The organism is Achromobacter dolens (assembly GCF_902859745.1).
In the GTDB taxonomy this organism is placed as follows: Bacteria; Pseudomonadota; Gammaproteobacteria; order Burkholderiales; family Burkholderiaceae_B; genus Achromobacter; species Achromobacter dolens.
On record NZ_CADIJW010000005.1, the window covers coordinates 1 to 26,848 of the forward strand.

The window sequence follows — 26,848 nt, forward strand, 5'->3', positions numbered from 1 at the left end:
GGATACGCTTTTATAACCACCGGCGCCCGCACCAGGCGCTCGGCATGAAGACCCCGGCTGAGGCATTTGCATTAGCCGCTTAAACTGAGCAGGTTCTGCTGGGTCATTACAAAGCGCTCATGTCGCGTTCCTTCACCCGCTTTTACAGCGAGTCGGACAAGACTTTCCTGACCTATGCGGGACTGCTCGGCGACTATCGCGGCGCGCGAGATGAACTGAGCGCCCGATTGAACTACTGGGCCGAGCCTGTCTACGCGCAGATTTTCCGATTTCCGGAAGCGGTCGCAGCAGAGTAGGCAGCGCTCTTTCCCTGCCTTGCCGGCCGTGGTTTGATCGGCAGCGCAGGTCTTGCGTGGCCGAGCAGCGGTGTGGCGGCTATCTCCGAAACGTGTGAGCGCTAAGGTTCGCCGCTTCGTCCGTCAAACCGGCCATTCCCCCAGCCGATACGCCGAATCCCAGAACATCCACTCCAACTGCGCCGCATGCGTATACGCCCGGTGCATGTCCTCGCGCGTTTGCGCCGACGCCTTGTCCGCCGCCTGGTCCACCGATGCGATCACTTCGCGCACCAGGGTGTGGAATTCTTCTCCGGCGTAGGTATCGATCCACGCGCCATAGGGATTGGGACGCGTCGCGCGGGCGTGGATGTCGCGGCCGATTTCCGCGTAGATCCAGAAGCACGGCAGCAACGCGGCCAGGGCCACGGGATAGGGCGCGCTCCACGCCGTGGCGATGAGAAAGCTGGTGTAGTGATGGCTGGCGGGCGATAGCGGGGTGCTGGCGAACGTGTCCCCGTCGATGCCGAACTGCTTCATGAACCCCTCATGCAGACTGCGCTCGACCACCACGGCGTTCTTGGCGGCGTCGGCGAACTGCACCACGCCGTCGGCATGGTCGGCCTTGGCGGCGGTGACCGCCAGGGCGCGGCCGAAGGCCAGCAGGTAGTGGGCGTCCTGGATCATGTAGTGGCGGAACGCCCGTTCGCTGAGCTGGCCGCTGGCCAGTTCCTGGTTGAACGGCATGGTGCGCGTTTTTTCGTACAGCGCGGCGTTGCGCGTCCAGGCGTCGGTGCTGAAAGACATGGCATTCCTCAAGACAGATTCAGACGGCGCGCGTGCGCGCGTCGGGGTTGAGGATCCAAGGGTATCAACAATCGCGGGGCATGTCGGCGGGGCGCGTCGCCGTGCGCCGTTGTTCAGATGTGCCGGGCGGAGGCGCGCCTGGAAAAAACCTCCGGGCCGGCGGCCAGCCCAGGTGGCTCCTTGTCGATTGTCGAGATTCGAAGCGGCGCACGGTCTGCCGCGAGCGCCGCTCTCCAAGTGGCGCACGGCCTACTGCATGTACCACCCATGGCTGACGACGAACGACTGCCCCGTGAACGCCGCGCTGGGGAAGGTCGACAGGAACAGCGCCGTCTGCGCCACGTCCTCGACGGTGGTGAAGATGCCGTCGACGGTATCGCCCAGCATCACCTTCTTGACCACGTCTTCTTCGCTGATGCCCAGTTCCTTGGCCTGCTCGGGAATCTGCTTCTCGACCAGGGGCGTGCGCACGAAGCCGGGGCAGATGACGTGCGAACGCACGTTGTGCTTGGCGCCTTCCTTGGCCAGCACGCGCGCCAGGCCCAGCAGCGCGTGCTTGGCGGCGACGTAGGCGGACTTGAGCGGCGAGGCTTCGTGCGAGTGCACCGAGCCCATGTAGATCACGACGCCGCCGCGATCGTCCTTGTACATGTGCTTGAGCGCGGCCTTGGTGGTGAGGAAGGCGCCATCGACGTGGATGGCCTGCATCTTCTTCCAGTCGGCGAACGCGAAGTTCTCGATGGGGTTGACGATCTGGATGCCGGCGTTCGAGATCAGGATGTCGATGCTGCCGTAGGCGGTGGCGACGCGGTCGATGCCCTGGTTGACGGCGTCTTCGTTGGTGACGTCCATGGCCACGCCCATGGCCTTGCCGCCGGCCTGCTCGATTTCGCGGGCGACGGCGTCGGCGCCGGCCTGGTTCAGGTCGGCGATGGCGACCGCGGCGCCCGCGCGCGACAGGGTCAGCGCGATTTCCTTGCCGATGCCGCTGGCCGCGCCGGTGACGACGGCCACTTTTCCGTTCAGATTGCTCATGCTGGGAACCTCCGGGTAAGAATGCCGCGGGCCGGGGTGCGCCCGCGGATGCGAGGGGCATGGGTTGATGGTAGCGCTCCAGGATGAGCGCAGCCTGAACGCGACAACGCGGGTAACTTTCTATGTCATTTGCTTCCGCCGCGTGTCCGCCCGGCGCGGGCGCGCTGTCGCGGTGAGGGCGCAAGGTGCATGTCTTCGGCGCCATGCCGACGGCCATGCCAGGCGGAGTTTGTTACCAACGCGCGCCACGCGGCGCATTCCGCCATTGCCGGTGGCGCCGGGCTGCGCGAGAATCCGCCGCATTCGGTCCTATCTCGGTGGGTGGGGACCTGGTTTCTTACAAAGCGAATTCAAGCGTGGCAACAGTCATGAACGGTCGAGCGGGCAAGCAAGGGGCGGCAGGATGGGCGCGCGGCGTCGCGGCGGCCTTGCTGGGGGTGGCGGCGCTGTCGGCGCAGGCGGCCTACGTGGTGGTGGACACCGGCCACACGCCCAAGCAGCCGGGCGCCACGGGCGCCAGCGGCCGGGTGGAGTACCAGTACAACCTGGACCTGAGCGGCGCGGTGGCCACGGATCTGCTGGCGCTGGGCGACCGCGTGACGCGCGTGTCGGCCGATGGCGCCGAGATTGCGCTGGGCCGGCGCGCGTTGACCGCGCCGGACGCGGACTTCTTCATCTCTATCCACCACGATTCGATGCAGCAGAAGTACATCGATGCCGGCCGTCAGCGGGAATTCGCGGGCTTCGCCATCTTTGTCTCGCAGCTCAATCCCCGCTACGAGGACAGCCTGCGATGCGCCAAGGCCATCGGCGAGGCGCTGGTGGCAGCGGGCGAAAAGCCGTCGCTGTACCACGCCGAGCCCATCGCGGGCGAGAACCGGCCTTTGCTCGATCGTCGCCTGGGCGTGCATCGCTACGATGGGCTGGCGGTGCTCAAGACGGCGGCGATGCCAGCGGTGCTGGTGGAGGCTGGCGTGATCGTGAATCCCGACGAAGAGGCGCGCCTGGCGCGGCCCGAGACAATCCAGCGCCTGGCGCGAGCGATCGCGGACGGCACGCACGCCTGTCAGCGGCGCTAGCGCGGCGCGGGGCGGCTGGCGGACGAATGCGGGATGAAATGGCTGGGGATGGATAAAATCCGGCATTCGACTGGCGGGCCGCCGCGCCCGGGGCGACGCGGTTGCGCAGGGCGGGGTCGATGCCGTCCATGGCATGCGTTCCGAGAACAAGGACTGATGATGCTGAAAAGAAAACTGACGATGTTGGCCGCGGGCCTGGCGCTGTCCATGGCCGGAGTGTCCGCCGCGGTGGCGCAGACGCAGGCGCCGGCGGCGCAGCAGGAGGAACCCGAGCGCTACGGCCCGTTCTTCTTCCTGCCCAGCCAGCCCAATCTGCTGGTCTACGTGGGCGCGGTGGGCGCCAACGACATGCTCAATCTGAAGAAAGCGCTGCGCGAGCATCCGACCATCTCCACCCTGATCCTGCAGAACAATGGCGGCGGCCTGGTGCATATCGGCTTGGTGGTGGCCGAAGAGGTTTACGAGCGCGGGCTGAACACCTATATCCCGAAGGACAGCTATTGCGCGTCGGCGTGTTCGTTTGTGTTCTTCGCCGGCCGCCAGCGCCTGGCCGAAGGCCGCCTGGGCGTGCACCAGATTTCCGCGCCCGAGATGACGGGCGAACAGGCGCAGTTCGGCGTGTCGGACATCGTCGCGACCCTGCCGAAGTACGGCGTGTCGGCCGACGTGCTGGGGATCATGTTCAGCACGCCGTCCAAGGAGATGTATTTCTTCTCGCCGCAGGAGATCATCAAGTACGGCATCAACCGCACCGGCAACGTCAGGACGGCCAGCAATGACGTGCAGCCGGGCACGGGCCAGCGCGCGGCGCCTGCCACGGCGCCTGCCGCGGCGGCCGCGCCGCAGGCGCAGTCGCCCGGGGATGCCAAGTTGCCGCCGCGCAAGCCGGCTTCGCCGGATGCCGCGCCGGCGCCGGCCGGCCCCGTGGCAAATCCGTACATGCCCAAGGAAACCGCGCCGGCCGCGATCACGGATGAGCAGAAGGCGATCAACGCCGCGGCCCTGATGATCCAGGCGGGCAGCGGCACCAACGAGGAAGCGCTGAAGTTCACGCGCGAGTTCTACGCCGATTCGGTCGACTACTTCAAGAAGCAGCGGCCGAAATCCGAGATTCTGGCGGACAAGGAGGCGTACTTCGCGCGCTGGCCGGTGCGGCGTTTCGTGGTCGACCAGAGTTCGCTGCGGGCCAAGTGCCAGGACCAGATGTGCATGGTCAAGGGCCTCTACGATTACAAGGTATCGAGCCCGGAGCGCGGCAAGACCGCGACCGGCACGTCGAATTTCACTTACGTCCTTGACCTGCGCAACCGTTACCGCATCGTCATGGAAGACAGCGAGGTCATCAGCCGCTGACGCAGCGGCCCGATGCCAGGGAGAACTGCAATGAGTTTCAGGAATCGCGCGGCGCAGTTGCTGTGCCTGGCGGGATTGGGCGTGGCGGCGGCGCCGGCCCTGGCGATCAACTGCCAGAAGGCCAGCACTCCCTCCGAGAAGCTGATCTGTTCGGATCGCAAGGCGGTGGCTGCCGATGGCGAGCTGAACCGCGCCTATGCGGCGGTGCTGAAGCAGGCGCCGGACGAGGAGATCCGCAAGATGCTGGTGGATAGCCAGCGGCGCTGGATCGAGGCCCGCGACCAGGCGCTGAACGGGCTGACCGATGATTCCGATGCGCTGCAGGACGACCAGACGCCGGGCGGCCTCGCGGCGGACATGATCCTCAACCGCGTCGCCGCGCTCAAGGAGATCAGGAAGGGCGACAAGCTGCCCGCCATGATCGCCACGGCGCTGCGCCAGCGGGAGTTCAACAAGCAGTTCACGGGCGGCCCCTATGCCGGTTTCGACGTGTCCTGCGACATCCTGCCGCCGGACTACAAGTACTACGCCTGTTTCGCGACCCGCCATTACCAGAACAACGACCGCATCTGCAGCGTGGAGGAATACTGGGCCACGGGCTCGGTCTACGTGCAACGCTATGTGGCCAAGGTGGTCGACAACAAACCGGTGCCGGTGGCGTCCTGCTCGTTCAATGGCAACGACGCCAACTGCCCGGGCAGCATTGCCGATGACGCGCACTGGAACACCGGCCCCGAGGTGCACAAGGTGGACTACTCCTCCAAGCCGCTGCCCAAGGTGGACGGCGAAGTGCACGACGACGATGAGTATGGCTGGCTCAAGTCCTGCCTGAGCGACGCGTCGTTCCCGCTGTCCAATCCGAAGGACGCCGGCCGCTAGCCGGGCCGGGCCGCGTCAGGCAGCGTCGTCGGCGGCGGCCCGGGCCAGGCGCTTGCGGTGGTGCCTGGCGTCAGGCCTTGGCGGCGGCTGGCACCGACGAGCCGCCAGTGCGCAAGAGCAGGAAGCCCGCCACCGCCGAGGCCAGCGAGCCGGTCAGGACGCCGATCTTGGTGGCATCGACCGCCGCTGGATCGCTGAAGGCCAGTGCGCCGATGAACAGGCTCATGGTGAAGCCGATGCCGCACAGCAGGGCCACGCCGTACAGTTGCGTGAAGCTGGCGTGGCGCGGCAGGCTGGCCACGCCGGTGCGGATGGCGAGCCACGCAAAGCCGAACACGCCCAGTTGCTTGCCCAGGAACAGGCCCAGCGCCACGCCCAGCGGCACGGGCTGCGCCAGGCTCGACAGCCCCATGCCGGCGAACGACACGCCGGCGTTGGCGAAGCCGAACAGGGGAACGATCAGCAAGGCCACGGGTTTGTGCAGCGCGTGTTCCAGCGCATGCAGCGGCGAATGCTCGCCCGCGCGGCCCTGGTTCCGCGGACGCAGCGGAATGGTCAGCGCCAGCGCCACGCCCGCGAGCGTGGCATGGACGCCGGACTTCAGCACGAAGTACCAGAGCACCGCGCCGATCAGCAGATAGGGCGCCAGGCGCAGCACGCCGGCCCGGTTCAGGCAGAACAGGCACGCCAGCAGGGCCCCTGCCATGCCCAGCGCGAACAGGTTCAGCTCGGAGGTATAGAACAGCGCGATGATGACGATGGCGCCCAGGTCGTCCAGGATCGCCAGCGCCGTCAGGAAGACCTTCAGCGAGGTCGGCACGCGGCTGCCCAGCAGGGCCAGGATGCCCAGTGCGAAAGCGATGTCGGTGGCGGCGGGGATGGCCCAGCCGCGCAGGGTGTCGGGGCTGCCCAGGTTCAGCAGCACGTAGATCAGCGCCGGCATGGCCATGCCGCCCAGGGCGGCGATGCCAGGCAGCACGATGCGAGCCGCGCCGCGCAACTGGCCGTCCAGCACCTCGCGCTTGATCTCCAGGCCGACCAGCAGGAAGAACACCGCCATCAGGCCATCGTTGATCCAGTGCAGCACCGATTCCTTGAGTAGCACGGGGCCGGCCTGGAAGCCGAGCTTGGCGCCGAGGATCTCGAAGTAGCCGGGCGCCAGGGGGCTGTTGGCGACGATCAGGGCGACCACCGCCGCCAGCATCAGCACGTAGCCGCCGAGGGCTTCGGAACGCAGGAACGCCTGCAGGAAAGAGACGGGCCGGGACGGGGGCGAGGCCTGCAGGGTCACTATTCACTCCTTGCGTGCTGCGATACAGCGTAAAACCTGAATTTTACCTGAATTGAATGCGTCGCGAGGAGCGGAAGGTCTTGATTTCTATAGGATTTGGTGTGATCGTCTCGACAATTCAATGCCACAGCAACGCGTTCATGGCCTCGACCAGCCGGTTGCGATAGCGCGGCAGCAGCGCCCGCACGCGCGCCTGGCGTTCGGACCATTCGGCCGGCTCGGCGCCGGCGGCGATGCGCGGCGACGCCCAGATCGGGTCGGGGAAATGGCGGTCGCCGCGCCAGCGCGGAATCACGTGCCAGTGCAGGTGCGGCACCATGTTGCCGAGCGAGGCCAGGTTGATCTTGTCGGGCGCCAGGATCGATTGCTGCGCTTCCTCGACCACGTACACCGCGCGCATCAGCAGGTCGCGGCCGTGGGTCGACAGGCTGGTCATCTCGGCCAGGTGGGCGTTCCAGATGACGCGGGTGAAGCCGGGGTAGTCGGGTTCGTCCACCTCGATCAGGCGCAGGTGCGGGCCGCGCCACAGCAAGGTGCCGCCGTCGGTCTGGCACAGCGGACAGTCGGGGTCGCGCGCGCTCAAGGCAGCACCTTGCGGTATTGGATGAAGCCGGAACGGTCGGCGATGCGGTCGTATAGCTGCATCGCGGTGGCGTTGGTTTCGTGGGTCAGCCAGTAGACACGGGCGCAGTTGGCGGCGGCCGCTTGCGCATAGACGTGTTCGATCAGCTTGCGGCCGGCGCCGGTGCCGCGGGTTTCCGGATCGACGTAAAGGTCCTGCAGATAGCAGTAGTCGCCCGCCGTCCAGGTCGAGCGGTGGAAGATCCAATGGACCATTCCGACCGCGCGGCCGCCGTCGTAGGCCAGCGCGGCATTCACCGGCTCGGCCGGATCAAGGAAACGGGCCCAGGTGTTGCGCGTGACGGCGTCGGCGATGTCGACGCGGTAGAAGTCCTGATACCCCTTCCAGAGGGGCAGCCAGACATCAAAATCGGCGGCGACGACGGGACGGATTTCAGCCGAGCTCATGGGCAAGGTCTCCTGCGGGTCAGAGTTGGTTTTCCAGGGCTTCGACGATATGTCGCAGCACTTGAAGGCGAGCGTAGCGCTTGTCATTGGCCGACACCAGGTGCCACGGCGCATGCTTGACATCGGTGCGCGCCAGCATTTCGTTGGTGGCCGCGGCGTATTCCTTCCATTTGTCGCGGTTGCGCCAGTCGTCGGGCGTGATCTTGAAGTTCTTGAAGGGCGATTTCTCGCGGTCCTTGAAGCGTTCGAGCTGGACGTCGGCGGTGATCGCCAGCCAGAATTTCAGCACCAGCGCGCCGCTGCCGGCCAGTTGCGCCTCGAAGTCGTTGATCTCGGCGTAGGCGCGGCGCCAGTGGGCGGGCGGGGTGATTTTCTCGACTCGCTCGACCAGCACCCGGCCGTACCAGGAGCGGTCGAAGATGGCGATGCGCCCCTGGCGCGGCACGTGGCGCCAGAAGCGCCACAGGTAAGGGCGGGACAACTCGTAGCTGTTGGGCGCGGCCACCGGGGTGATGTCGAACTGGCGCGCATCGAGCGCGTGGGTGATGCGGCGGATGGCGCCGCCCTTGCCGGCGGCGTCCTGGCCTTCGAACACTAACACCAGCGAACGTTCCTGGAATTTCCTGGAGCGGGCCGCGCGCGCCAGCCGGCCCTGCAGCAGTCCCAGTTCGGATTCGTAGTCGTCACGGTCGAGCTTGGCGTCGTAGTCCAGTTGGCCCAGCCGGTCGAGGATGCGGGCCGGACCGGTGTGGGCCACGAACGACGCCGGGATGCGCGGCACGCGGTTCTGGCGCATGGCGGCCAGCACGGCCTCGGCGGTGCGCGCGGCGCGCATGTTCTCGTCGGCGCTGGGGATCACCACCCACGGCGCATGGCCGCTGTCGGTGTGGTTGATGACGACCTGGCCGCTGTTGCGGATGCGGTCATATTTCTTGTGCACCTTGAGGTCGATCGGGCTGACCTGCCAGGAGGTCTCGGGGCTGGCCAGCAGGCGCTTGGCCCGCGCCTGCTGGGCCTCCGATGACAGGTGGAACCAGAGCTTGAGGATCTGCACCCCCTCGGCGGCCAGCATTGCCTCGAAGCGGCGGATGGCGACCGACTGCGCCTCGATGCTGTCCTGATTGGGGTGTTTGCGCGCGGCTTCGCGGATCAGCGGCGTGTACCAGGAGCCAAAGACGATGCCCGTGCTGCCCTTGGGTGGCAGATCTTTCCAGTAGCGCCACATGGGCGGACGCTCGAGCTCGTCGCCTTCCGGAGGACCATAGGCCAGCGTCCTGATGTGGCGCGGGTCCATCCATTCGTTGAGCAGGTTGATCGTGGCGCCCTTGCCGGCGCCGTCGATGCCGGCCACCACCACCAGCAGGGATTTCTCGGCCTTCTGCAGGCGCTGGTACTGCGCGTTCAGCAGCGCGACGCGCAGCCGGGCTTCCAGCGGCTTGAAGGCTTCCTTGGACAGAACGGGGTCGGCTTCGGCTTCGGCGAACATGGGGGTTCCGTGGGATCGGCGATCTTGTGACCGGCCGATCTTGCGGGATATCCCGGCGGCGCGCAAGTGCGCCGCCGCGGGAACCTTGCGGGCGCTGGCTAGAGGGCGTCGACGGGGATCTTCAGGTAGCGCACACCGTTGTCTTCCGGCGGAGGGAAATGGCCGGCGCGGATATTGACCTGGATGGCCGGCAGGATCAGCGTGGGCATCGACAGGGTGGCGTCGCGCCGCGTGCGCATGGCGACGAATTCGTCTTCGGTGACGCCGTCGCGCACGTGGATGTTGGCGCGGCGCTGTTCGGCCACGGTGGTCTGCCACGCGGCCTCGCGGCCGGCGGGCGGATAGTCGTGGCACATGTAGAGGCGGGTGTCGTCCGGCAGGCTCAGCAGGTGCCGGATGGAGCGGTACAACTGGCGGGCGTCGCCGCCGGGAAAGTCGCAGCGCGCGGTGCCGACGTCCGGCATGAACAGGGTGTCGCCGACGAAGACGGCGTCGCCGATGCGGTAGGCCATGTCGGCCGGCGTATGGCCGGGTACGTGCATGGCGCTCGCCGTGAGGGCGCCGATCTGGAAGGTTTCGCCATCGGCGAACAGGCGGCCGAACTGCGAGCCGTCGAGCTGGAACTGCGGCTCTAGGTTGAAGATCTTCTTGAACACGCCCTGCACGGTGCGGATGCTCTGGCCGATGGCGATGACGCCGCCCAACTGGCGCTGCAGGTAGGGCGCGGCCGACAGGTGATCGGCGTGCGCGTGGGTCTCGAGCAGCCATTCGGTGCGCAGGCCGCGTTCGCGGACGTAGGCGGCTACCCGGTCGGCGCTGGCGGTGCTGGTGCGGCCGGACTTGGGGTCGTAGTCGAGCACCGAATCGATGATGGCACAGGCGCCGCCGGGCGCGGGCTCGTGCACCACATAGGTAACGGTGGCGGTGGCCGGGTCGAAGAAGGCCTGGATATGCGGGTTCATGGGGAGGCGCCTGGAGCAGAGGAGGGTGTGCGCATAACAATATATATTTTTCAATAATATTGTTGGATAGTTTATCGGTCAATATAATGATCAAACTCTTTTACGCCGATTGACCCCCATCAAATGCTGACTGCCCTGAACGATTGCGAGGTCGCCGCGCTGCGCGAATCCGCCTCCCAGGCCTGCGCGCTGCTCAAGGCGCTGGCCAACGAAGACCGGCTGCTGCTGCTGTGCCAACTGGTGCAGGGCGAGCGCAACGTCGGCGAACTGGAATCCCTGACCGGCATCCGCCAGCCGACGCTGTCGCAGCAACTGGGCGTGCTGCGCGATGAGGGCCTGGTGAGCACCCGGCGCCAGGGCGAGTACGTGTACTACCAACTGGCCAGTTTCGAGGTCAACCAGGTCATGAAGACGCTGTCCAGCCTGTATTGCGGCCGTGCCATGGCGGCGCTCGCGTCATGATCGACCTGTCCGCCTTCACGCCCGCAAGCGCGCTCGGCGGCGGTGCGGTCATTGGCGTGGCCGCCGTTCTCATGATGCTGGGCGCGGGCCGCATCGCCGGCATCAGCGGCATCCTCGGCGGGCTGTTGCCGCCTGATCGCAATGCCGGCTGGCGCCTGGCGTTCCTGCTGGGGTTGTGCCTGTCTCCCTGGTTGTATCGGTTGGGCAGCGCGCTGCCGCCGATCGTGGTGGAAGCGGGCAATGCAAGGCTGATCGCGGCCGGCCTGCTGGTCGGCATCGGCACGCGTTTCGCGTCGGGGTGCACCAGCGGCCACGGCGTCTGCGGGCTGGCGCGCGGCTCGCGCCGTTCCCTGGCGGCGACGGCGCTCTTCATGGCGGCGGGGTTTGCCACCGTGTATGTCGCGCGGCACCTGATCGGAGGCTGACATGGTGGCCTTGTTCGCGTTTCTCTCGGGATTGGTGTTCGGGCTGGGACTGCTCGTTTCCGGCATGGCCAACCCCGCCAAGGTGTTGGGCTTCCTGGACCTGGCGGGAAGCTGGGATCCTTCGCTGGCGTTGGTGATGGGCGGTGCGCTGGCCGTGACGGCAGCGGGCTTTGCCTGGTTGCGCCGTCGTCGTGCCAGCCTGTCCGGCGAGCCGCTGCATTGGCCCACGGCCACGCGTATCGATCCGCGGCTGGCGTTGGGCAGCCTGGCGTTCGGCGCGGGTTGGGGGCTGGCGGGTTTCTGCCCCGGCCCGGCGCTGGTGGCGGCGGCGGCCGGCGTGCGGGAGGCACTGATCTTCGTGGCGGCCATGGTGGCCGGCATGGCGCTGTACTCGGCAATTCAATATATGACGAACCGGCCGTCCCGGACCGGTCGATAGCAGGGAGACGAGCATGCAGACGGCAGCACAGGCGCAGCGCGATTTCGACGTGGTGGTGGTCGGAGGCGGTTCGGCGGGCATCGGCGTGACCGCCAGCCTGCTGCGCCGCCGTCCGGACCTGCGCATCGCGGTCATCGAACCCAGCGACAAGCACTACTACCAGCCGGCCTGGACGCTGGTCGGCGGCGGCGCGTTCGATGTGACCAAGACCGTGCGGCCGACAAGGGCGGTGATGCCGGGCCGCGCCACCTGGCTGCAGGTCGCGGCGGCCGGTTTCGAACCCGAGGCCAACCAGGTCCGGCTGGCCGATGGCAGCGCGGTCAGCTACCAGCAATTGATCGTGTGCCCCGGCCTGCGCCTGGCCTGGGACAAGGTCGAGGGCCTGTCGGAAACGCTGGGCCGCAATGGCGTCAGTTCCAACTACCGCTTCGACCTGGCGCCCTACACCTGGGAGCTGGTGCGCGGCCTGAAGGGCGGCAAGGCGCTGTTCACGCAGCCGGCCATGCCGATCAAGTGCGCCGGCGCGCCGCAGAAGGCCATGTACCTGGCGTGCGACCACTGGCGCCGCAGCGGCGTGCTGGATCGCATCGATGTCGAATTCGACCTGGCCGGCGCGGTGCTGTTCGGCGTGCCGACCTTCGTGCCGCCGCTGATGCGCTATGTGGAAAGCTACGGCATTTCGCTGGCGTTCAATTCGGCGCTGGTGGCGGTGGACGGCCCGGCGCGCAAGGCGTGGTTCGACGTCAAGGACGCCGAGGGGGCGGTGACCCGTGTCGAGAAGTCATTCGACATGCTGCACGCGGTGCCGCCGCAGGTGCCGCACGAATTTCTGCGCCAGAGCGCGCTGGCCGATGCGGCCGGCTGGTGCGAGGTCGATCCGGCCACGCTGCGCCATGTGCGCTACGACAACATCTTCGGGCTGGGCGATGGCATCAGCACCACCAACGCCAAGACCGCGGCGGCGGCGCGCAAGCAGATCGTCACGGTGGCCGAGAACCTGCTGGCGGTGCGCGAAGGGCATGCGCTGCCGGTCACGTACGATGGCTATGGCTCGTGCCCGCTGACGGTCGAGCGCGGCCGCATCGTGCTGGCCGAGTTCGGCTATGGCGGCAAGCTGCTGCCCACCTTCCCGCTGGACCCGACCGTGCCGCGCAAGAGCGCCTGGTTCCTGAAGGCGACGATGCTGCCGTGGATCTACTGGAACGGCATGCTCAAGGGCCGCGAATGGCTGGCCCGTCCGTTGGGCAATTGAGCCTGCCGTTGCCGGCGGCGATGCCGCGCCCGGGCTTTGCCGGTCCCGGGCGCGCCTTTCTTCTTACCCTTGTTATTCGTAGGTGCGGATGTCGTCGATGACCTTGCCGTCGTTCGGCAGGGAGCCGGCCTCGGCCCATTCGACGTCGCTGCGCAGCTTGGTCACGTCGCGCACCGATTCGGCGATGCGGGCGCCGAGGTCTTCGCCGCGCACGCGTGATTCCACCCGCAGCACCATTTTGTCCGAACCGGTGGTGCCGCTGATCACCAGGCGTGCCCGCAGGATTTCCGGATGGCGGCGCACCACGTCGGCCACCTGCGACGGATGCACGAACATGCCGCGCACCTTGGTGGTCTGGTCGGCGCGGCCCATCCAGCCCTTGATGCGGGTGTTGGTGCGGCCGCAGGGCGAGATGCCGGGCATCACCGCCGACAGGTCGCCGGTGCCGAAGCGCACCAGCGGGTAGTCGGGGTTCAGCGTGGTGACCACGACTTCGCCCACTTCGCCATCAGGCACGGGTTCGCCGGTACCGGGCCGCACGATCTCGACGATGATGTCCTCGCCCAGCACCAGGCCCTGGCGCGCCGGCGTCTCGAACGCGATCATGCCCAGGTCGGCGCTGCCGTAGGCCTGGTAGCCCTCGATGCCGCGCGCGGCCAGCCAGTCGCGCAGCGACGGCGGGAAGGCCTCGCCGGACACCAGGGCGCGGCGCAGCGAATCCAGCTTCACGCCGAGTTCATCGGCCTTTTCCAGGATGATCTTCAGGAAGCTGGGCGTGCCGGTGTAGCCGCTGGGCGCCAGGTCCTGGATGGCGCGCACCTGCTGTTCGGTCTGGCCGGTGCCGCCGGGGAACACGGTGCAGCCGACGGCATGGGCGGCGGTCTCCATCATCGAGCCGGCCGGCGTGAAGTGGTAGGAAAAGCAGTTGTAGGCCAACTCGCCGGCGCGAAAGCCTGCGGCGTACAGCGCGCGGGCAAAGCGCCAGTAGTCGGCGCGGGCGCTTTCAGGTTCATAGATCGGGCCGGGCGAGGCGAACACGCGCATGGCTTCGCCCCAGCCGATGGCCGAGAAGCCGCCGAAAGCCTTTTGCGGTCCGGCCGGTTGCGCGGCCTGTTCGCGGCTGTGCTGCTGGCGTTCCAGCAGCTCGTGCTTGCGCAGCACCGGCAGGCGCGCCAGCGCGGCGCGCGAGGTGACCGTGGCGGGGTCGGTGCCGCGCAGTTGCTCGGCAATGGCCGGCGCGCGGGCGATGGCGCGGGCGATGGCGTCGGGCAGGGCCGCCATCAGGTCGCGCTCGCGTTGCTCGGGCGCTCGGGTTTCCAGGACATCGAAAAACTCGGACATGGGATCGCACCCTCTCGTGTGCCGTACTGCGGTGTCGTTGCCGGCGGCGAGCCGGACCGCGCCGGCGTCGCCGCTCCAGGGATCAGGCCAGCCAGCGTTTGCGGCGGCGGTAGAACTTGTTGTCGCGGAAACTCTTGCGCTCGCCGCTGGAAATGCCCAGGTAGAACTCTTTCACGTCCTCGTTCTGGGCCAGGTCCTGCGCGGCGCCGTCCATCATCACGCGGCCGTTCTCCAGGATGTAGCCGTAGTCGGCATAGCGCAGCGCGATGTTGGTGTTCTGCTCGGCCAGCAGGAAGCTGACGCGCTCGCGCTGGTTCAGGTCGCGCACGATCTCGAAGATCTCCTCGACGATCTGCGGCGCCAGTCCCATGGACGGCTCGTCCAGCAGGATCATGTTGGGGTTGGCCATCAGCGCGCGGCCGATGGCGGTCATCTGTTGTTCGCCGCCCGAGGTGTAGCCGGCCTGGCTGGCGCGGCGCTGCTTCAGGCGCGGGAAATACTGGTAGACGCGCTCCAGCGCCGCGCTGGTGTCGCCGCGGCTGAGGTCGCGGGTGTAGGCGCCCGTCAGCAGGTTCTCTTCGATGGTGAGGTGGGCGAAGCAATGGCGGCCCTCCATCACCTGCACCACGCCGCGCTTGACCAGTTCGGCCGGCGACAGCTTTTCGATGCGCTGGTCGCGGTACTGGATGTGGCCCTTGGTGACGTCGCCGCGCTCGCCCTTGAGCAGGTTCGAGATGGCGCGCAACGTGGTGGTCTTGCCGGCGCCGTTGGCGCCCAGCAGGGCCACGATCCGGCCTTCCGGCACCTGCAGGGACACGCCCTTGAGCACCAGGATGACGTGGTTGTAGATCACCTCGATGCCGTTCACATCGAGCAGTACCTTGGGGGTGTCGGCGGTAGTAGCGGTAGTCGTTGCTGCGGTCATGGCGGTTCCTGCGGCTTGGTGGCGGCCGACGCCGTGGGGCGCCGGCCGCCGGTTCACATCAGTTCTCGCAAGTGCGGGGCGTGATGTTCTTTTCCTTGGCGTACTTCGCCGCGGCTTCCTTCACCATCGGGTCCAGCAGGGTCTTGTCGGCCTGGTACCAATCCGAGACGACCTTGAACTTGGCGCCGTCCCACTGCACGATGCGGGCCCAGTCGTCGCCCTTGTGGTTGCTGCATGAGGTCTTGACCGGGCGCATGATCTGGCCGAAGCCCAACTGGTTCAGGCGTTCCTGCGTCAGGTTCAGGTTCTCGAAGCCCCAGCGCACCTGGTCGGGCGTGAGCGCCTTGCCCTTGCCGAACTTTTCCTGCGCGGTGCGGATCGCCTCGACCTGCAGCATCGAGATCATCATGCCGCGGGTGTGGGCGATGGTGCCGAGCGTGGTCTTGCCCGTCTTGTCCGAACCCTGGCCCTTGTCGTAGACGTACTTCTTCAGATCGTCATAGACCTTGTCGTGGTCGGCGCCGCTGTTGTGGATGGTGATGGCGTTGTAGCCCTTGGCGACATCGCCCAGGTCCTTGACGTCGCCTTCGGAGCCGGCCCACCAGATCGCGTACATCTTGTCGCGCGGGTAGCCGCTGGCCTGCGCTTCGCGGATGGCGGTGGGCGTCATGATGCCCGCGCTCCACAGCAGCACATAGGCCGGGCGCGCCTGGCGGATCTGCAGCCAGGTGGACTTCTGTTCCACGCCGGGGGCGGTCACCGGATACAGCAGCAGCTCGAAGCCTTCCTTGGCGGCGCGCTTCTGCAGCAGCGGGATCGGTTCCTTGCCGTAGGGCGAGTCGTGGTAGACCAGGGCGATCTTCTTGCCCTTGAGCTTGTCCATGCCGCCTTCTTTCTTGGCGATGTCCTGGATCATCACGTCGGCGGCGGTCCAGTAGGTGCCCAGCAGCGGGAAGTTCCACTCGAACACGCTGCCGTCGACCGATTGCGACAGGCCGTAGCCCATCGTCTCGACCGGCACCTTGTCCACCATGGCCTTGTCGCTGACCGCGAAGGTGATGCCGGTCGATTGCGTGTCGAAGCCCGACGCGCCGGTGCCCTTGCCCTTCAGGCGTTCGTAGCACTCGACGCCGCGATCGGTGGCGTAGGCGGTTTCGCATTCCTCGTAGGTGATCTTGACGCCGTTGACGCCGCCGTCGCGTTCGTTGACCAGCTTCAGGTAATCCAGCTTGCCATCGGCCCAGGGAATGCCCAGCGGCGCGAACGACCCGGTCCGGTACACCAGCAACGGAACGAACTGCTCTTCCGCCGCCATTGCCGGCGTGGCCACGGCGCCCACGGCGCCGGCTGCGGCCACCAAGGCTGCCGCCAACTTCAGGTTAAGACGCTTCATCTCCATTTACCTCCTGCGTGGTGTTTGGGTCATAAACCCTCGGACACCGGGGTTGGCCCGGTCTGGAGCCGGGTATTCAGGATGTCGGTCGTGGCGCGGATACCGCTACTACCGACGATGATCACAACGGGAGCCGCACCGTCCGGGCCGCGGCGGATCCGGCTTTGCCGGTCCCCAGCGGCGCCCCCTTGAGGGGGGAAGCGCCGCAGGCGCTTTCGGGGGTGGGCCCATCATTAGTGGGGGAAGGGCCAGATGCGGAGCTTTTCCTTGCCGATGCTCCACAACCGCGCCAGCCCGTGCGGCTCGGCGATCAGGAAGAACACGATCAGCGCGCCGAACACCATGTGCTCGACGTGCGCGGCCGTGTCCACCGACAGCGACAGGCCCAGCATGTGCGGCACGTTGGTCAGCGCCACCGGCACCAGCACGATGAAGGCCGCGCCGAAGAAGCTGCCGATGATGGAACCCAGTCCGCCGATGATGACCATGAACAGCAACTGGAACGAACGCGTCAGGTCGAAGGCCAGCGGCTCCCACGAGCCCAGGTGGATGTAGCCCCACAGCGCGCCGGCCACGCCGACGATGAATGAGCTGACCGCGAACGCGGTGAGCTTGGCGTACATCGGGCGGATGCCGATGACCGAGGCGGCCACGTCCATGTCGCGGATCGCCATCCACTGGCGGCCGATGGCGCCGCGCACCAGGTTCTTGGCCAACAGGCTGAAGACCACCACCAGGATCAGCACGAACAGGTACTTTTCCAGCGCGCTCTGCACCGGCAGGCCGAAGGCGGTCAGCGGCGGCACCGAGACGTTGCCCGACGACGAGTAGTTGGTGAAGAACGGGATGCGCAGGAACGCCCAGTCGACGAAGAACTGCGCGGCCAGCGTGGCCACGGCCAGGTACAGGCCGCGGATGCGCAGGCTGGGAATGCCGAAGATCACGCCGACGATGGTGGCGAAGCACCCGCCCAGCAGGATCTGGACGATCAGCGGCATGCCCGGGAAGCGCACGCCGAAGTTCCAGGCGGCATACGCGCCCACCGCCATGAAGGCGCCCGTGCCCAGCGAGATCTGGCCGCAATAGCCCACCAGGATGTTCAGGCCGACGGCGGCCAGCGACAGGATCAGGAACGGGATCAGGATGGCGCGCAGCAGATAGTCGCTGGACAGCGCCGGGATGGCGATGAACGCCACCGCCAGCAACAGCCAGATGAAGACGCGGTCCTGGCGGATCGGGAAGATCTGCTGGTCGGCGCGATAGCTGGTCTTGAATTGGCCGTTTTCGCGATAGAACATGTTTTTATCCTAGAAGGCCGTGGTCAGACGCGGTCGATGATCTTCTCGCCGAACAGCCCTTGCGGACGGAACAGCAGGAACACCAGCGCCAGCACATAGGCGAACCAGATTTCGATGCCGCCGCCCACCAGCGACCCCAGGTAGACTTCGGACAGCTTTTCGCCCACGCCGATGATCAGGCCGCCGAGAATGGCGCCCGGCACCGAGGTCAGGCCGCCCAGGATCACCACCGGCAGCGCCCGCAGCGCCGCGGTCGAGAGCGTGAACTGCACGCCGAACTTGGAACCCCAGATGATGCCGGCCACCAGCGCCACCACGCCGGCCACGCTCCAGACGATGACCCAGATGCGGTTCAGCGGAATGCCGATGGACTGCGCCGCCTGGTGGTCGTCCGCCACGGCGCGCAGCGCGCGGCCGGTGGAGGTGAACTGGAAGAACAGCGCCAGCGCGGCCACCAGCAGCGCGGCGATGACGGCGGCGGTCAGGTCTTCGAGGTTGATGAGCAGGCCGCCTTCGAACACCGAGTCCAGGATCATCAACGGATCCTTCGGCATGCCGACGTTGATGGAATAGACCGAGCTGCCGAAGGAGATCTGGCCCAGGCCGTCGAGGAAATAGCTGATGCCCAGGGTGGCCATGAGCAGGGTGGTGGCCTCCTGGTTGACCAGGTGGCGCAGCACGAAGCGCTCGATCGCCACGGCCAGCAGGAACATGAGGATGGCGCTGACGATGAACGCCAGCACGTTGGCCAGGATCATGTTTTCGAAGCCGAACCAGCGCGGTATCCACTCCGAGAAGCGCGCCATCGACAGCGCCGCCACCAGCACCATGGCGCCCTGCGCGAAGTTGAACACGCCCGACGCCTTGAAGATCAGCACGAAGCCCAGGCCGATCAGGGCGTACAGCATGCCGCTCATCAGGCCGCCGAACAAGGTTTCCAGAAAAAATCCCATCATTCGCCCCTTAAGTCCGTGCAGCCAGTGAGTTTTCTCCCTTCCCCTCGGGGGGAGGGTTAGGGGCGGGGGCTGTTGCCTGCGCTTCGGCGTCCTGGGTGACGGCGGCTTCGCCGCCGACGCCAAGGTACGCTCGGATGACGTCTTCGTTGGCACGAACCTCGTCCGGCTTGCCGTCGCCGATCTTCTTGCCGTAGTCCAGCACCACCACGCGGTCGGAGATGTCCATGACCACGCCCATGTCGTGCTCGATCAGCACGATGGTGGTGCCGAATTCGTCGTTCACGTCGAGGATGAAGCGGCTCATGTCCTGCTTCTCCTCGATGTTCATGCCGGCCATCGGCTCGTCCAGCAGCAGCAGGCGTGGTTCCATGGCGAGCGCGCGGCCCAGGTCGACGCGCTTTTGCAGGCCGTAGGGCAGGCGCCCCACCGGCGTCTTGCGATACGCCTGGATCTCGAGGAAGTCGATGATGTTCTCGACGAACTGGCGGTGCTCGATCTCTTCGCGTTCGGCGGCGCCCAGGCGGAAGGCCTGCGCCAGCAGCCCGCACTTCATGCGCAGGTTGCGGCCGGTCATGATGTTGTCCAGCACGCTCATGCCCTTGAACAGGGCCAGGTTCTGGAAGGTGCGCGCGATACCCATTTCGGCGGCGCGGCGCGGATTCATGCGCGAAAAGCGCTCGCCGCGGAAGGCGATGCCGCCCTGCTGCGGCGTGTAGACGCCGTTGATGACGTTCAGCATCGAACTCTTGCCCGCGCCGTTGGGGCCGATGATGGCGCGGATCTCATGCTCGCGCACATTGAAGGAAATGTCCGTCAGCGCCTTGACGCCGCCGAAGGACAGCGAGATGTTCTGCATGTCCAGCATCACGTCGCCGATGCGCTGGTCGCGGTCGTTGTTGCTCATGGTCTCTACGCGGCTCGGGCGGTGATGGCGGGGAACGTCTTGACCGGGCGGATCTTCAGGTCGGCGGAGATCTTGCCGCTGCGGCCGTCCTCGAACTTCACTTCGGTTTCGATGTACTGGGACTGCTTGCCTTCGAACAGGGCGTCGATCAGCACGCCGTACTTCTGCGCGATGAAGGCGCGCCGCACCTTGCGGGTGCGCGTCAGTTCGTCGTCATCCGGATCCAGTTCCTTGTGCAGGATCAGGAAGCGGCTGATCTGCGAGGCCGACAGCTTCGGATCGGTGGCCAGGTCGGCATTGACCTGTTCGACGCAATCGGCGATGAGCTGGTAGACCTCGTCCTTGCCCGCCAGGTCGGTATAGCCGGCGTAGGGCAGGCCGCGGCGCTCGGCCCAGTTGCCCACGGCTTCCAGGTCGATGTTGATGAAGGCGCACACGTCCTGGCGGCCGGCGCCGAACGCCACCGCTTCCTTGATGTGCGGGAAGAACTTGAGCTTGTTCTCCAGGTACTTGGGCGCGAACAGGCTGCCGTCGGCCAGCTTGCCGACGTCCTTGGCGCGGTCGATGATCTTGAGCTGGCCGTCGGTGTCCAGGTAGCCCGCGTCGCCCGTGTGGAACCAGCCGTCGGCGCTGCGCGCTTCCTGCGTGGCGTCCGGGTTGCGGTAATACTCCTTGAACAGGCCGGGGCTCTTGACCAGGATCTCGCCGTTGTCGGCCACGCGGATCTCCACGCCGGCCACGGGCGGGCCGACCGTGTCGTCGCGCACCTGGCCGTCCGGCTGCACGCAGACGAATACCGAGGTTTCGGTGGAGCCGTAGAGCTGCTTGAGGTTGATGCCGATGGAGCGATAGAACACGAACAGGTCGGGGCCAATCGCCTCGCCGGCGGTGTAGGCCACTCGCACGCGGCTCATGCCCAGCGCATTGCGCAGCGGACCGTAGATCAGCACATTGCCCAGCGCGTAGCGCAGGCGGTCCCAGGCGTTGACCGATTCGCCATCCAGGATGCGGGTGCCGACGCGGCGCGCCAGCTTCATGCAGGCATGGAACAGCTTGCGCTTGAGGTAGCCGGCGTCCTCCATGCGGATCATCACATGGGTCAGCAGGCCTTCCAGCACGCGCGGCGGCGCGAAGTAGTAGGTGGGGCCGATGTCGCGCATGTCGATCGACACGGTATCGGGCGACTCCGGATGGTTCACGGTGAAGCCCGTGACCAGCAGTTGCGTGTACGAGAACATGTTCTGCCCGATCCAGGCCGGCGGCAGGTAGGCCAGCACGTCCTCGCGGTCGGTCAGGTTCTCCATCTCGGACACGGCCCGGGCGCGGTCGATCAGCGCATGGTGCGTCAGCACCACGCCCTTGGGCTTGCCGGTGGTGCCGGAGGTATAGAACATCGCGGCCGCGTGGTGCGGCTGCACCGCGGCCACGGCGCGGGCGAAGAAGTCGGGATGCTGCGTGGCGTACTCGCGGCCAATCTCCTCGAGCCGGTCGTACGACAGCAGCATCGCATCGGTGTAGTGGCGCAGGCCGCGCGGATCGTCATAGACCACGTGCTTGAGCGCGGGGCATTGTTCGCGCACCTCCAGCATCTTGTCGACCTGCTCCTGGTCCTCGACCACCGCGACGCTGATTTCGGCGTCCTGCAGCACGTAGACCATTTCCTGGGCCACGGCGTCCTGGTAGAGCGGCACGGGGATGGCGCCGAGCGATTGCGTGGCCATCATGGCCATGTACAGGCGCGGCCGGTTCTCGCCGATCACGGCCACGTGCATGCCGGGCTGGATGCCCAGCGACGCGAGTCCGTGGGCGACCTGGCGCACGTGCTCCGCCACTTGCGACCAGGTAAGGGTTTGCCAGATACCCAGGTCTTTCTCACGTATCGCGGGCCGCGACCCGCGTACGTCGGCATGCGCGAACAGCAGCGCCGGAAAAGTATCCAGCGCCGCCGGCATCGTTGCGGATGCGGGCGATGAATGTGCCACGTTGTCTCCTCCGGTTTGGGCACATCGCGCCCGTTGCCGCGAGACGCGGCGCGCGAGCGGTTGCGCTTGACCAGTTGGTTTTAGATTTACGGCAGGAGTTAAGGTATAAGGTTGGGTTGCTACCAACTGTCACCATCGCGACATTCAAGGAACTTTTAGGGTATTCCCGATGCAGCTATCCGACTCCCTGCAACTGGCCGCGGCCTGGTTTCGCGTACTCGACGCCGAGCAGCAAGCGCGCGTCGAGCGAGACCTGTCCGTGCAGCAGGTTGCCGCCGGGTCGATCATAGAGCGCAAAGGCGAACTCGCCCAGGCTTGGATCGGCGTGCTGGCCGGCCTGGTGAAGGTGTCGGTGGGAAATGCCGAAGGCAAGGTCGCATCGCTGACCGGCGTGCCCGCCGGCGGCTGGATCGGCGAGGGCTCGCTGCTCAAGCGCGAAGTCCGCAAGTACGACATCGTGGCGCTGCGCGATTCCGTCGTCGCGCGCCTGCCGGCAGCCACTTTCGATTGGCTGCTGGACACCAGCATTCCCTTCAACCGCTACCTGCTGCACCAATTGAACGAACGCGTCGCCCAGTTCATCGGCAAGGCCGAATACGACCGCCTGCTCGATCCGGATGCGCGCGTGGCGCGCTGCCTGGCCGAGCTGTTCAACCCGCTGCTGTACCCCGGCATGGGCATGCGCCTGACGATCACGCAGGAAGAGGTCGGTTACCTCGCGCGCGTCTCGCGCCAGCGCGCCAACCAGGCGCTGCGCAAGCTGGAAGAGGCCGGCCTGCTGAATGTCGAGTACGGCGCCGTGCGGGTGCTGGACCTGGACGGCCTGAAGCGCTACGGTTCCGACCGCGGGGCGCTGGAAGGCGAGCACGCTGTCTGAACGGGGCCGAGACGCCAGCCTTGGTCGACACGGCGCGGGGCTCAGGCGCTGGGGGTGTCGCCTGATCCCCGTCACCCTCTTCGACGGGGTCTCCCTGCCGCAGCGCAACAGGCGAGGGGACGCCAACCGCCCAACAACCATGGCGGATACAAAAGCCAAAAAAGTGCTTGACGATAAATAGCGCGCTATTTAATATTGCACAATGAAATCCAGATCCCAGCCCAAAAGCGCGTTCAACCCGCTGCTGCTAGACAGCCAACTGTGTTTCGCCCTGTACTCGACCTCCCTGGCGATGAACAAGGTGTACCGCAAGCTGCTGCGCGGCCTGGATCTGACGTATCCGCAGTACCTGGTCATGCTGGTGCTGTGGGAACGCGACGCAATCACGGTCACCGACATCGGCGAACGCCTGTTCCTGGATTCGGCCACCCTGACGCCCCTGCTCAAGCGGCTGGAGGCGGCAGGCCTGGTCACCCGGACCCGCGCGCAGGATGACGAACGCCAGGTCATCGTCACCCTGACCCGGCAGGGCCGCGACCTGCGCAACCAGGCCGAAGCCGTGCCCCACGCCATCGCCGCAGCGGCCCAGTGTTCGCTGGAAGAGGCGCAGGGCACCATGAAGTCGTTGCACGAATTGCGGGAAAAGTTGGTCAGCAGTCTTTGATTCGCAGTCTTTGCGGAGGATGATGGCAATCGCTGTCATTCCCGGTTATAAATAGTGCGCGATGTAATCGTGCGCTATCAATTCAGTAAGGGTCGAAGCGGGAACGTTCCCGCCAGCCCGGCAGTCCCTCACCTTCATCCAAAAGGAAAGCACCATGTCCATCGAAAAAGTCCTCTACCGCGCCCACGCCCACGTCACCGGCGGCCGTGAAGGCACTGGCGTCTCCAGCGACGGCAATCTGAACGTCAAGCTGACCACCCCGAAGGAACTGGGCGGCGCCGGCGCGGCCGGCACCAACCCCGAGCAACTGTTCGCCGTCGGCTACTCCGCCTGCTTCATGGGCGCCATGAAGTTCGTCGCCGGCCGCGACAAGATCGCCATGCCCGCCAACGCCACCATCGACGGCTCGGTCGGCATCGGCCCCATCCCCACCGGTTTCGGTATCGAAGCCGAACTGAAGATCTCGCTGCCCGGCATGGACCGCGCCGAAGCCGAAAAGCTCGTCGCCGCCGCCCACATCGTCTGCCCCTACTCGAACGCCACCCGCGGCAACATCGACGTCACCCTGACCATCACCGTCTAAGCAAAGCGCGCGTCCCGCGCGCCAAAAGCAAAGGCAGGATTGCGCCAAGCGCAATCCTGCCTTTTTTCATCCGCTCCACTCCCAAGAACAGGCGGCCCACCAAGCCGTCCGTCACCCGCGCGCAGCGTCATCCGCCAACGCTAAACCAGCGCGTAAGCCCAAAAAGGCCGCCCGCGCGGCCGCCTTTGGGCGGGCCCCGCAAGATCTTCGGCGATAAGCACTCGCGCCATAAAAACGCCAAGCACACCACCCGTCACTGCAACGCAGGAACCAAAGCAATCGCGAGCACGGTGGGGCGGCGGGCGGTGGCGGGCGGGGCGTGTAGATGCGCCCGAGGGAAACCGTAGGGAGCCGAAGGCGTACGAGGTTGACGCAGGGGCAGTCCGGAGCGAACGCTCCGGACCGCAATCGTAGCCCCGCCCGCCACCGCCCGCCGCCCCGCCGTGCGTCTCAAGAACTCAATCCCACGCAACCGCAAAAGAACTAATGCCCCCCCCCAAGATAAGCCGCCACCACAGCCGGATCATGCTTCAACTTCTCCGCACTCCCATGCACAGAAATCCGCCCATTCTCCAACACATACCCATAATCCGCGACATTCAACGCCGCCGCCGCAAACTGCTCGACCAGCAACATCGTCACCCCTTCATCCTTGAGCCGCGCGATGATCCGGAAAACCTCCTCCACCAGGATCGGCGCCAACCCCATCGACGGCTCATCCAGCAACACCAGCTCCGGATTCAGCATCACCGCCCGCGCCATCGCCAGCATCTGCTGCTCGCCGCCAGACAGCGTTCCCGCCAACTGATCGCGCCGTTCCTTCAGCCGAGGAAACAGATCCATCGCCCGCCCCAGGTCCGCCTGCACGTCGCCCTTGGGCCGGCTCCCCGTCAACCGGGGAAATGCGCCCAGCAGCAGATTGTCGGTGACGGAAAGCGTGGGAAACACCCGCCGCCCTTCCGGCGAATGCGCCAACCCCAGCCGCGCGATCCGATGCGACTCCAGCCCGTCGATGCGCTTGCCGCCCAGCGTCACTTCGCCCGCGGTCGGCCGGATCATCCCCGACAGCGCCCGCATCGTCGTCGTCTTGCCGGCCCCGTTCGAGCCGATCAGCGTCACCACCTTGGCCTTCGGGACCTCCATGCTGATGCCGTGCAGCACCTTCACCTTCCCGTAGCCCGCTTCCAGATTCTTGATCGATAGCATGTTGTCGTCCTTGGCGTCAGGCGGGCGCGCCGCCCAGATACGCCTCGATAACCTTGGCGTTGCTCTGCACTTCGTTGGGCAGCCCCTCGGCGATCTTCTGGCCGAAGTCCAGCACCGACACGGTGTCGCACACTCCCATCACGACGTCCATGTGGTGCTCGATCAGGATCAGCGTGATGCCGTGGTCGCGCACCTTGCGGATGATGGCCAGCAGCTCGACGATGTCGGGCGCCGTCAGGCCGGCCGCCGGCTCATCCAGCAGCAGCAATTGCGGATCCAGCGCCAGCGCGCGGGCGATCTCCAGCAACCGCTGCTTGCCGTAGGGCAGGTTGCGCGCCTCCTCGTTGGCCATGCTGTCCAGCCCGACGAACTCCAGCAGCGCCAGCGCGCGGGCGCGGGCGCCTTGCTCCTCGCCCTTCCACTTGGACGTGCGCAGCGCGATGCCCGCCAGCCCGGTGGTGAACGTATGGTGCAGGCCCACCAGCACGTTCTCCAGCGCCGTCATTTCGCCGAACAGTTGCACGTTCTGGAACGTGCGGGCGATGCCCGATGCGGCGATGTCGGCCGGCGCCAGCCCCACCAGCGACTTGCCCGAGAACTCCACCGAGCCGGCCGTCGGCACGTAGATGCCGGTCAGCACGTTCATCATGGTGCTCTTGCCCGAGCCGTTCGGGCCGATCAGCCCGTGGATGGTGCCGCGCTTGATGGTCAGGTCGACCTGGTTGAGCGCCTTCAGGCCGCCGAACTGCATCAGCACCTGCTTGGTCGCCAACAGGGTCTCGCCCTGGCCGCGCGCGCTTTCGGGCGCGACTGCCTCCTGCTCCTTGACCAGGTCCTTCTTGACCGACAGCGCCGCGCGGCGGGTCGAGAAGAACAGGTTGCGCACGAAGCCGACGATGCCGTCGGGCAGGTAGTACACGACGAACAGGATCATGGCGCCGAAGATCGTCAGGCGCCAGTCGGTCACCGCGTCCAGCCAGTAGGAGAACACCGCCAGCAGGATGGTGCCGACCACCGGCACCGCCACGCGGCGGGCCTCGGTGCGGCCCTTGGAGATGGCGATGGCGCTGCCCACCGTCACCAGGATCGCCACGCCCAGCGCGATCAGGCGGAAGGTGCCGATGTCGTCCAGCATCTTGGGCAGCAGCACGATGATCGACGCGCCCAGCAGCGCGCCGGTGCGGCTCTTGCGTCCGCCCATGATGATGGCCAGCAGGAACAGGATGGTCAGCTCGAAGTTGTAGGTGTTGGGCGAGATGTACTGCTCGGAATACGAGTACAACGCGCCCGCCAGGCCGGCGAAGCCGGCGCTGATGACGAAGGCGAACACCTTGTGCCGGTAGACCGACACGCCCATGCAGTCCGATGCGATCGGGCTGTCCCGCAGGGCCTCGAACGAGCGGCCCAGGTGCGACTTGAGGATGCGGTGCACCACGATCAGCGACAGCACCAGCAACGCCGCCACCAGCCAGAAGTACTCGCTCTTGGTCAGGATGTGCCCGCCGATCGACGGCTTGGGGATCTTGATGCCGAGGGGGCCTTCGGTCATGAAGGTCATCTCGTTGATCAGGATCTGGATGATGGTGCCGAACGCCAGCGTCACCATCGCCAGATACGGGCCGGTGACCCGCAGCGCCGGCAGCGCCAGCACCGCGCCGAACGCCGCCGCGATCAGGATGGCCGCCGGCAGCGTCACCCAGATCGGCATCTGCAGGTGGAAGAACAGCACGCCGGCCACATACGAGCCGATGCCGAACAGGCCGGCGTGGCCCAGCGACACCTGGCCGGTATAGCCCACCACGATATCGAGCCCGAACAGCAGGATCGAATAGATCATGATGGTTTCGATAAGGTGCAGGTAGTACGTGTTGGTCACGCCCAGCGGCACGGCGGCCAGGCAGGCCACGGCCACGATGGATAGCACAAGGTGCAGGGGTTTCATCGA

At 66.5% G+C, this 26,848-nt stretch carries 28 protein-coding genes; 12 read left to right on the forward strand and 16 right to left on the reverse strand.

Annotated features, from left to right (window positions below; all coding sequences use genetic code 11):
• Positions 1–2 precede the first annotated feature (2 nt).
• Entirely contained in the window at positions 3–83 is an 81-nt protein-coding gene (locus tag HV783_RS05965) for an integrase core domain-containing protein (protein ID WP_238924200.1), read from the forward strand.
• 36 nt (positions 84–119) lie between these two features.
• Positions 120–296: a hypothetical protein gene (locus HV783_RS05970; RefSeq protein ID WP_175188809.1), complete on the forward strand. Its 177-nt coding sequence runs from the start codon at positions 120–122 to the stop codon at positions 294–296.
• 123 nt (positions 297–419) lie between these two features.
• Here HV783_RS05970 and tenA read toward each other — a convergent pair whose 3' ends face one another.
• Together tenA and HV783_RS05980 are read right to left on the reverse strand one after the other, a co-directional pair.
• Positions 420–1,082, reverse strand: coding sequence for a thiaminase II (gene tenA / locus HV783_RS05975; RefSeq protein WP_175188810.1), 663 nt, complete (start codon positions 1,080–1,082; stop codon positions 420–422).
• A 249-nt stretch (positions 1,083–1,331) separates the two neighbouring features.
• Positions 1,332–2,117 carry a 3-hydroxybutyrate dehydrogenase gene (locus HV783_RS05980; protein ID WP_064527762.1) on the reverse strand — a complete coding sequence of 262 codons (786 nt, stop codon included), beginning with the start codon at positions 2,115–2,117 and terminating at the stop codon, positions 1,332–1,334.
• Positions 2,118–2,485: 368 nt separating this feature from the next.
• Here HV783_RS05980 and HV783_RS05985 point away from each other — a divergent pair, with 368 nt between their 5' ends.
• The 3 genes from HV783_RS05985 to HV783_RS05995 all read left to right on the forward strand — a co-directional run bounded on the left by HV783_RS05985 (position 2,486) and on the right by HV783_RS05995 (position 5,428).
• On the forward strand, positions 2,486–3,196 hold the full coding sequence (locus tag HV783_RS05985; protein ID WP_175188811.1) for an N-acetylmuramoyl-L-alanine amidase family protein: 711 nt from the start codon (positions 2,486–2,488) through the stop codon (positions 3,194–3,196).
• Positions 3,197–3,355: 159 nt separating this feature from the next.
• On the forward strand, positions 3,356–4,549 hold the full coding sequence (locus HV783_RS05990) for a COG3904 family protein (protein ID WP_254603836.1): 1,194 nt from the start codon (positions 3,356–3,358) through the stop codon (positions 4,547–4,549).
• A gap of 30 nt (positions 4,550–4,579) precedes the next feature.
• Positions 4,580–5,428 (forward strand): lysozyme inhibitor LprI family protein, encoded by an 849-nt coding sequence (locus HV783_RS05995; RefSeq protein WP_116792324.1) that lies wholly within the window; start codon positions 4,580–4,582, stop codon positions 5,426–5,428.
• Between the two features lie 70 nt (positions 5,429–5,498).
• Here the strand turns inward: HV783_RS05995 and nhaA are convergent, their stop codons facing one another.
• The 5 genes from nhaA to HV783_RS06020 all read right to left on the reverse strand — a co-directional run bounded on the left by nhaA (position 5,499) and on the right by HV783_RS06020 (position 10,196).
• Entirely contained in the window at positions 5,499–6,719 is a 1,221-nt protein-coding gene (nhaA, locus tag HV783_RS06000; RefSeq protein WP_175144062.1) for a Na+/H+ antiporter NhaA, read from the reverse strand.
• Between the two features lie 118 nt (positions 6,720–6,837).
• Positions 6,838–7,302 carry an HIT family protein gene (locus tag HV783_RS06005; RefSeq protein ID WP_175188812.1) on the reverse strand — a complete coding sequence of 155 codons (465 nt, stop codon included), beginning with the start codon at positions 7,300–7,302 and terminating at the stop codon, positions 6,838–6,840.
• On the reverse strand, positions 7,299–7,748 hold the full coding sequence (locus HV783_RS06010; protein WP_054500360.1) for a GNAT family N-acetyltransferase: 450 nt from the start codon (positions 7,746–7,748) through the stop codon (positions 7,299–7,301). The genes HV783_RS06005 and HV783_RS06010 overlap by 4 nt, the downstream gene beginning before the upstream one ends.
• Positions 7,749–7,767: 19 nt before the next feature.
• Positions 7,768–9,234, reverse strand: a complete 1,467-nt coding sequence (gene pap, locus HV783_RS06015; RefSeq protein ID WP_054500361.1) for a polyphosphate:AMP phosphotransferase — start codon at positions 9,232–9,234, stop codon at positions 7,768–7,770.
• 98 nt (positions 9,235–9,332) lie between these two features.
• Positions 9,333–10,196: an MBL fold metallo-hydrolase gene (locus HV783_RS06020; protein WP_175188813.1), complete on the reverse strand. Its 864-nt coding sequence runs from the start codon at positions 10,194–10,196 to the stop codon at positions 9,333–9,335.
• 123 nt (positions 10,197–10,319) lie between these two features.
• Here HV783_RS06020 and HV783_RS06025 point away from each other — a divergent pair, with 123 nt between their 5' ends.
• From HV783_RS06025 to HV783_RS06040, 4 genes are read left to right on the forward strand one after another with little or no spacing between them, the layout of a single operon-like run.
• Complete coding sequence (locus HV783_RS06025) at positions 10,320–10,658, forward strand: ArsR/SmtB family transcription factor (RefSeq protein WP_175188814.1); 339 nt, start codon at positions 10,320–10,322, stop codon at positions 10,656–10,658.
• Entirely contained in the window at positions 10,655–11,083 is a 429-nt protein-coding gene (locus HV783_RS06030) for a YeeE/YedE family protein (RefSeq protein WP_054500363.1), read from the forward strand. The genes HV783_RS06025 and HV783_RS06030 overlap by 4 nt, the downstream gene beginning before the upstream one ends.
• 1 nt (position 11,084) lies before the next feature.
• On the forward strand, positions 11,085–11,522 hold the full coding sequence (locus HV783_RS06035) for a YeeE/YedE family protein (protein WP_054500364.1): 438 nt from the start codon (positions 11,085–11,087) through the stop codon (positions 11,520–11,522).
• A gap of 13 nt (positions 11,523–11,535) precedes the next feature.
• A complete protein-coding gene (locus HV783_RS06040; RefSeq protein WP_175188815.1) occupies positions 11,536–12,774 on the forward strand; it encodes an NAD(P)/FAD-dependent oxidoreductase in 1,239 nt (412 codons plus the stop codon).
• A gap of 72 nt (positions 12,775–12,846) precedes the next feature.
• Here HV783_RS06040 and HV783_RS06045 read toward each other — a convergent pair whose 3' ends face one another.
• The 7 genes from HV783_RS06045 to HV783_RS06075 form a co-directional block, all read right to left on the reverse strand.
• Positions 12,847–14,115, reverse strand: a complete 1,269-nt coding sequence (locus tag HV783_RS06045) for a phenylacetate--CoA ligase family protein (protein ID WP_175188816.1) — start codon at positions 14,113–14,115, stop codon at positions 12,847–12,849.
• Positions 14,116–14,197: 82 nt separating this feature from the next.
• A complete protein-coding gene (locus tag HV783_RS06050; protein WP_049076966.1) occupies positions 14,198–15,040 on the reverse strand; it encodes an ABC transporter ATP-binding protein in 843 nt (280 codons plus the stop codon).
• 58 nt (positions 15,041–15,098) lie between these two features.
• The gene (locus HV783_RS06055) at positions 15,099–16,439 is read right to left on the reverse strand and encodes an ABC transporter substrate-binding protein (RefSeq protein WP_080977525.1); all 1,341 of its coding nucleotides are present in this window, start codon (positions 16,437–16,439) and stop codon (positions 15,099–15,101) included.
• A gap of 227 nt (positions 16,440–16,666) precedes the next feature.
• Positions 16,667–17,731, reverse strand: a complete 1,065-nt coding sequence (locus tag HV783_RS06060) for a branched-chain amino acid ABC transporter permease (RefSeq protein WP_006389832.1) — start codon at positions 17,729–17,731, stop codon at positions 16,667–16,669.
• A gap of 23 nt (positions 17,732–17,754) precedes the next feature.
• Positions 17,755–18,684 (reverse strand): branched-chain amino acid ABC transporter permease, encoded by a 930-nt coding sequence (locus HV783_RS06065; RefSeq protein WP_175188865.1) that lies wholly within the window; start codon positions 18,682–18,684, stop codon positions 17,755–17,757.
• A gap of 10 nt (positions 18,685–18,694) precedes the next feature.
• Positions 18,695–19,591: an ABC transporter ATP-binding protein gene (locus HV783_RS06070; protein WP_054419837.1), complete on the reverse strand. Its 897-nt coding sequence runs from the start codon at positions 19,589–19,591 to the stop codon at positions 18,695–18,697.
• Positions 19,592–19,596: 5 nt separating this feature from the next.
• The gene (locus tag HV783_RS06075) at positions 19,597–21,573 is read right to left on the reverse strand and encodes an AMP-dependent synthetase/ligase (RefSeq protein ID WP_054500367.1); all 1,977 of its coding nucleotides are present in this window, start codon (positions 21,571–21,573) and stop codon (positions 19,597–19,599) included.
• Positions 21,574–21,742: 169 nt separating this feature from the next.
• Here HV783_RS06075 and HV783_RS06080 point away from each other — a divergent pair, with 169 nt between their 5' ends.
• From HV783_RS06080 to HV783_RS06090, 3 genes are all read left to right on the forward strand, one after another.
• A complete protein-coding gene (locus HV783_RS06080) occupies positions 21,743–22,450 on the forward strand; it encodes a Crp/Fnr family transcriptional regulator (protein WP_175188817.1) in 708 nt (235 codons plus the stop codon).
• 202 nt (positions 22,451–22,652) lie between these two features.
• Entirely contained in the window at positions 22,653–23,114 is a 462-nt protein-coding gene (locus HV783_RS06085; RefSeq protein WP_054500368.1) for a MarR family winged helix-turn-helix transcriptional regulator, read from the forward strand.
• Positions 23,115–23,268: 154 nt separating this feature from the next.
• Entirely contained in the window at positions 23,269–23,697 is a 429-nt protein-coding gene (locus HV783_RS06090) for an organic hydroperoxide resistance protein (RefSeq protein WP_024070675.1), read from the forward strand.
• 483 nt (positions 23,698–24,180) lie between these two features.
• Here HV783_RS06090 and HV783_RS06095 read toward each other — a convergent pair whose 3' ends face one another.
• Both HV783_RS06095 and HV783_RS06100 read right to left on the reverse strand, forming a co-directional pair.
• Positions 24,181–24,903, reverse strand: a complete 723-nt coding sequence (locus tag HV783_RS06095; RefSeq protein WP_064528418.1) for an ABC transporter ATP-binding protein — start codon at positions 24,901–24,903, stop codon at positions 24,181–24,183.
• A gap of 16 nt (positions 24,904–24,919) precedes the next feature.
• On the reverse strand, positions 24,920–26,845 hold the full coding sequence (locus HV783_RS06100; RefSeq protein WP_175188818.1) for a branched-chain amino acid ABC transporter ATP-binding protein/permease: 1,926 nt from the start codon (positions 26,843–26,845) through the stop codon (positions 24,920–24,922).
• Positions 26,846–26,848: the final 3 nt, after the last annotated feature.

Bases quoted from the DNA above. Each gene is read 5' to 3' on its own strand.
- HV783_RS06040 (WP_175188815.1), top strand. From the start codon at position 11,536: ATGCAGACGGCAGCACAGGCGCAGCGCGATTTCGACGTGGTGGTGGTC.
- HV783_RS06095 (WP_064528418.1), bottom strand. From the start codon at position 24,903: ATGCTATCGATCAAGAATCTGGAAGCGGGCTACGGGAAGGTGAAGGTG.
- HV783_RS06055 (WP_080977525.1), bottom strand. From the start codon at position 16,439: ATGGAGATGAAGCGTCTTAACCTGAAGTTGGCGGCAGCCTTGGTGGCC.
- pap (WP_054500361.1), bottom strand. From the start codon at position 9,234: ATGTTCGCCGAAGCCGAAGCCGACCCCGTTCTGTCCAAGGAAGCCTTC.
- HV783_RS06080 (WP_175188817.1), top strand. From the start codon at position 21,743: ATGCAGCTATCCGACTCCCTGCAACTGGCCGCGGCCTGGTTTCGCGTA.
- HV783_RS06085 (WP_054500368.1), top strand. From the start codon at position 22,653: ATGAAATCCAGATCCCAGCCCAAAAGCGCGTTCAACCCGCTGCTGCTA.
- HV783_RS06050 (WP_049076966.1), bottom strand. From the start codon at position 15,040: ATGACCGCAGCAACGACTACCGCTACTACCGCCGACACCCCCAAGGTA.
- HV783_RS06090 (WP_024070675.1), top strand. From the start codon at position 23,269: ATGTCCATCGAAAAAGTCCTCTACCGCGCCCACGCCCACGTCACCGGC.
- HV783_RS06070 (WP_054419837.1), bottom strand. From the start codon at position 19,591: ATGAGCAACAACGACCGCGACCAGCGCATCGGCGACGTGATGCTGGAC.
- HV783_RS06025 (WP_175188814.1), top strand. From the start codon at position 10,320: ATGCTGACTGCCCTGAACGATTGCGAGGTCGCCGCGCTGCGCGAATCC.
- HV783_RS06100 (WP_175188818.1), bottom strand. From the start codon at position 26,845: ATGAAACCCCTGCACCTTGTGCTATCCATCGTGGCCGTGGCCTGCCTG.
- HV783_RS06020 (WP_175188813.1), bottom strand. From the start codon at position 10,196: ATGAACCCGCATATCCAGGCCTTCTTCGACCCGGCCACCGCCACCGTT.
- HV783_RS06060 (WP_006389832.1), bottom strand. From the start codon at position 17,731: ATGTTCTATCGCGAAAACGGCCAATTCAAGACCAGCTATCGCGCCGAC.
- HV783_RS06035 (WP_054500364.1), top strand. From the start codon at position 11,085: ATGGTGGCCTTGTTCGCGTTTCTCTCGGGATTGGTGTTCGGGCTGGGA.
- HV783_RS06010 (WP_054500360.1), bottom strand. From the start codon at position 7,748: ATGAGCTCGGCTGAAATCCGTCCCGTCGTCGCCGCCGATTTTGATGTC.
- HV783_RS05985 (WP_175188811.1), top strand. From the start codon at position 2,486: ATGAACGGTCGAGCGGGCAAGCAAGGGGCGGCAGGATGGGCGCGCGGC.
- HV783_RS05990 (WP_254603836.1), top strand. From the start codon at position 3,356: ATGCTGAAAAGAAAACTGACGATGTTGGCCGCGGGCCTGGCGCTGTCC.
- tenA (WP_175188810.1), bottom strand. From the start codon at position 1,082: ATGTCTTTCAGCACCGACGCCTGGACGCGCAACGCCGCGCTGTACGAA.
- HV783_RS06065 (WP_175188865.1), bottom strand. From the start codon at position 18,684: ATGGGATTTTTTCTGGAAACCTTGTTCGGCGGCCTGATGAGCGGCATG.
- HV783_RS05980 (WP_064527762.1), bottom strand. From the start codon at position 2,117: ATGAGCAATCTGAACGGAAAAGTGGCCGTCGTCACCGGCGCGGCCAGC.
- HV783_RS05970 (WP_175188809.1), top strand. From the start codon at position 120: ATGTCGCGTTCCTTCACCCGCTTTTACAGCGAGTCGGACAAGACTTTC.
- HV783_RS06030 (WP_054500363.1), top strand. From the start codon at position 10,655: ATGATCGACCTGTCCGCCTTCACGCCCGCAAGCGCGCTCGGCGGCGGT.
- HV783_RS05995 (WP_116792324.1), top strand. From the start codon at position 4,580: ATGAGTTTCAGGAATCGCGCGGCGCAGTTGCTGTGCCTGGCGGGATTG.
- HV783_RS06045 (WP_175188816.1), bottom strand. From the start codon at position 14,115: ATGTCCGAGTTTTTCGATGTCCTGGAAACCCGAGCGCCCGAGCAACGC.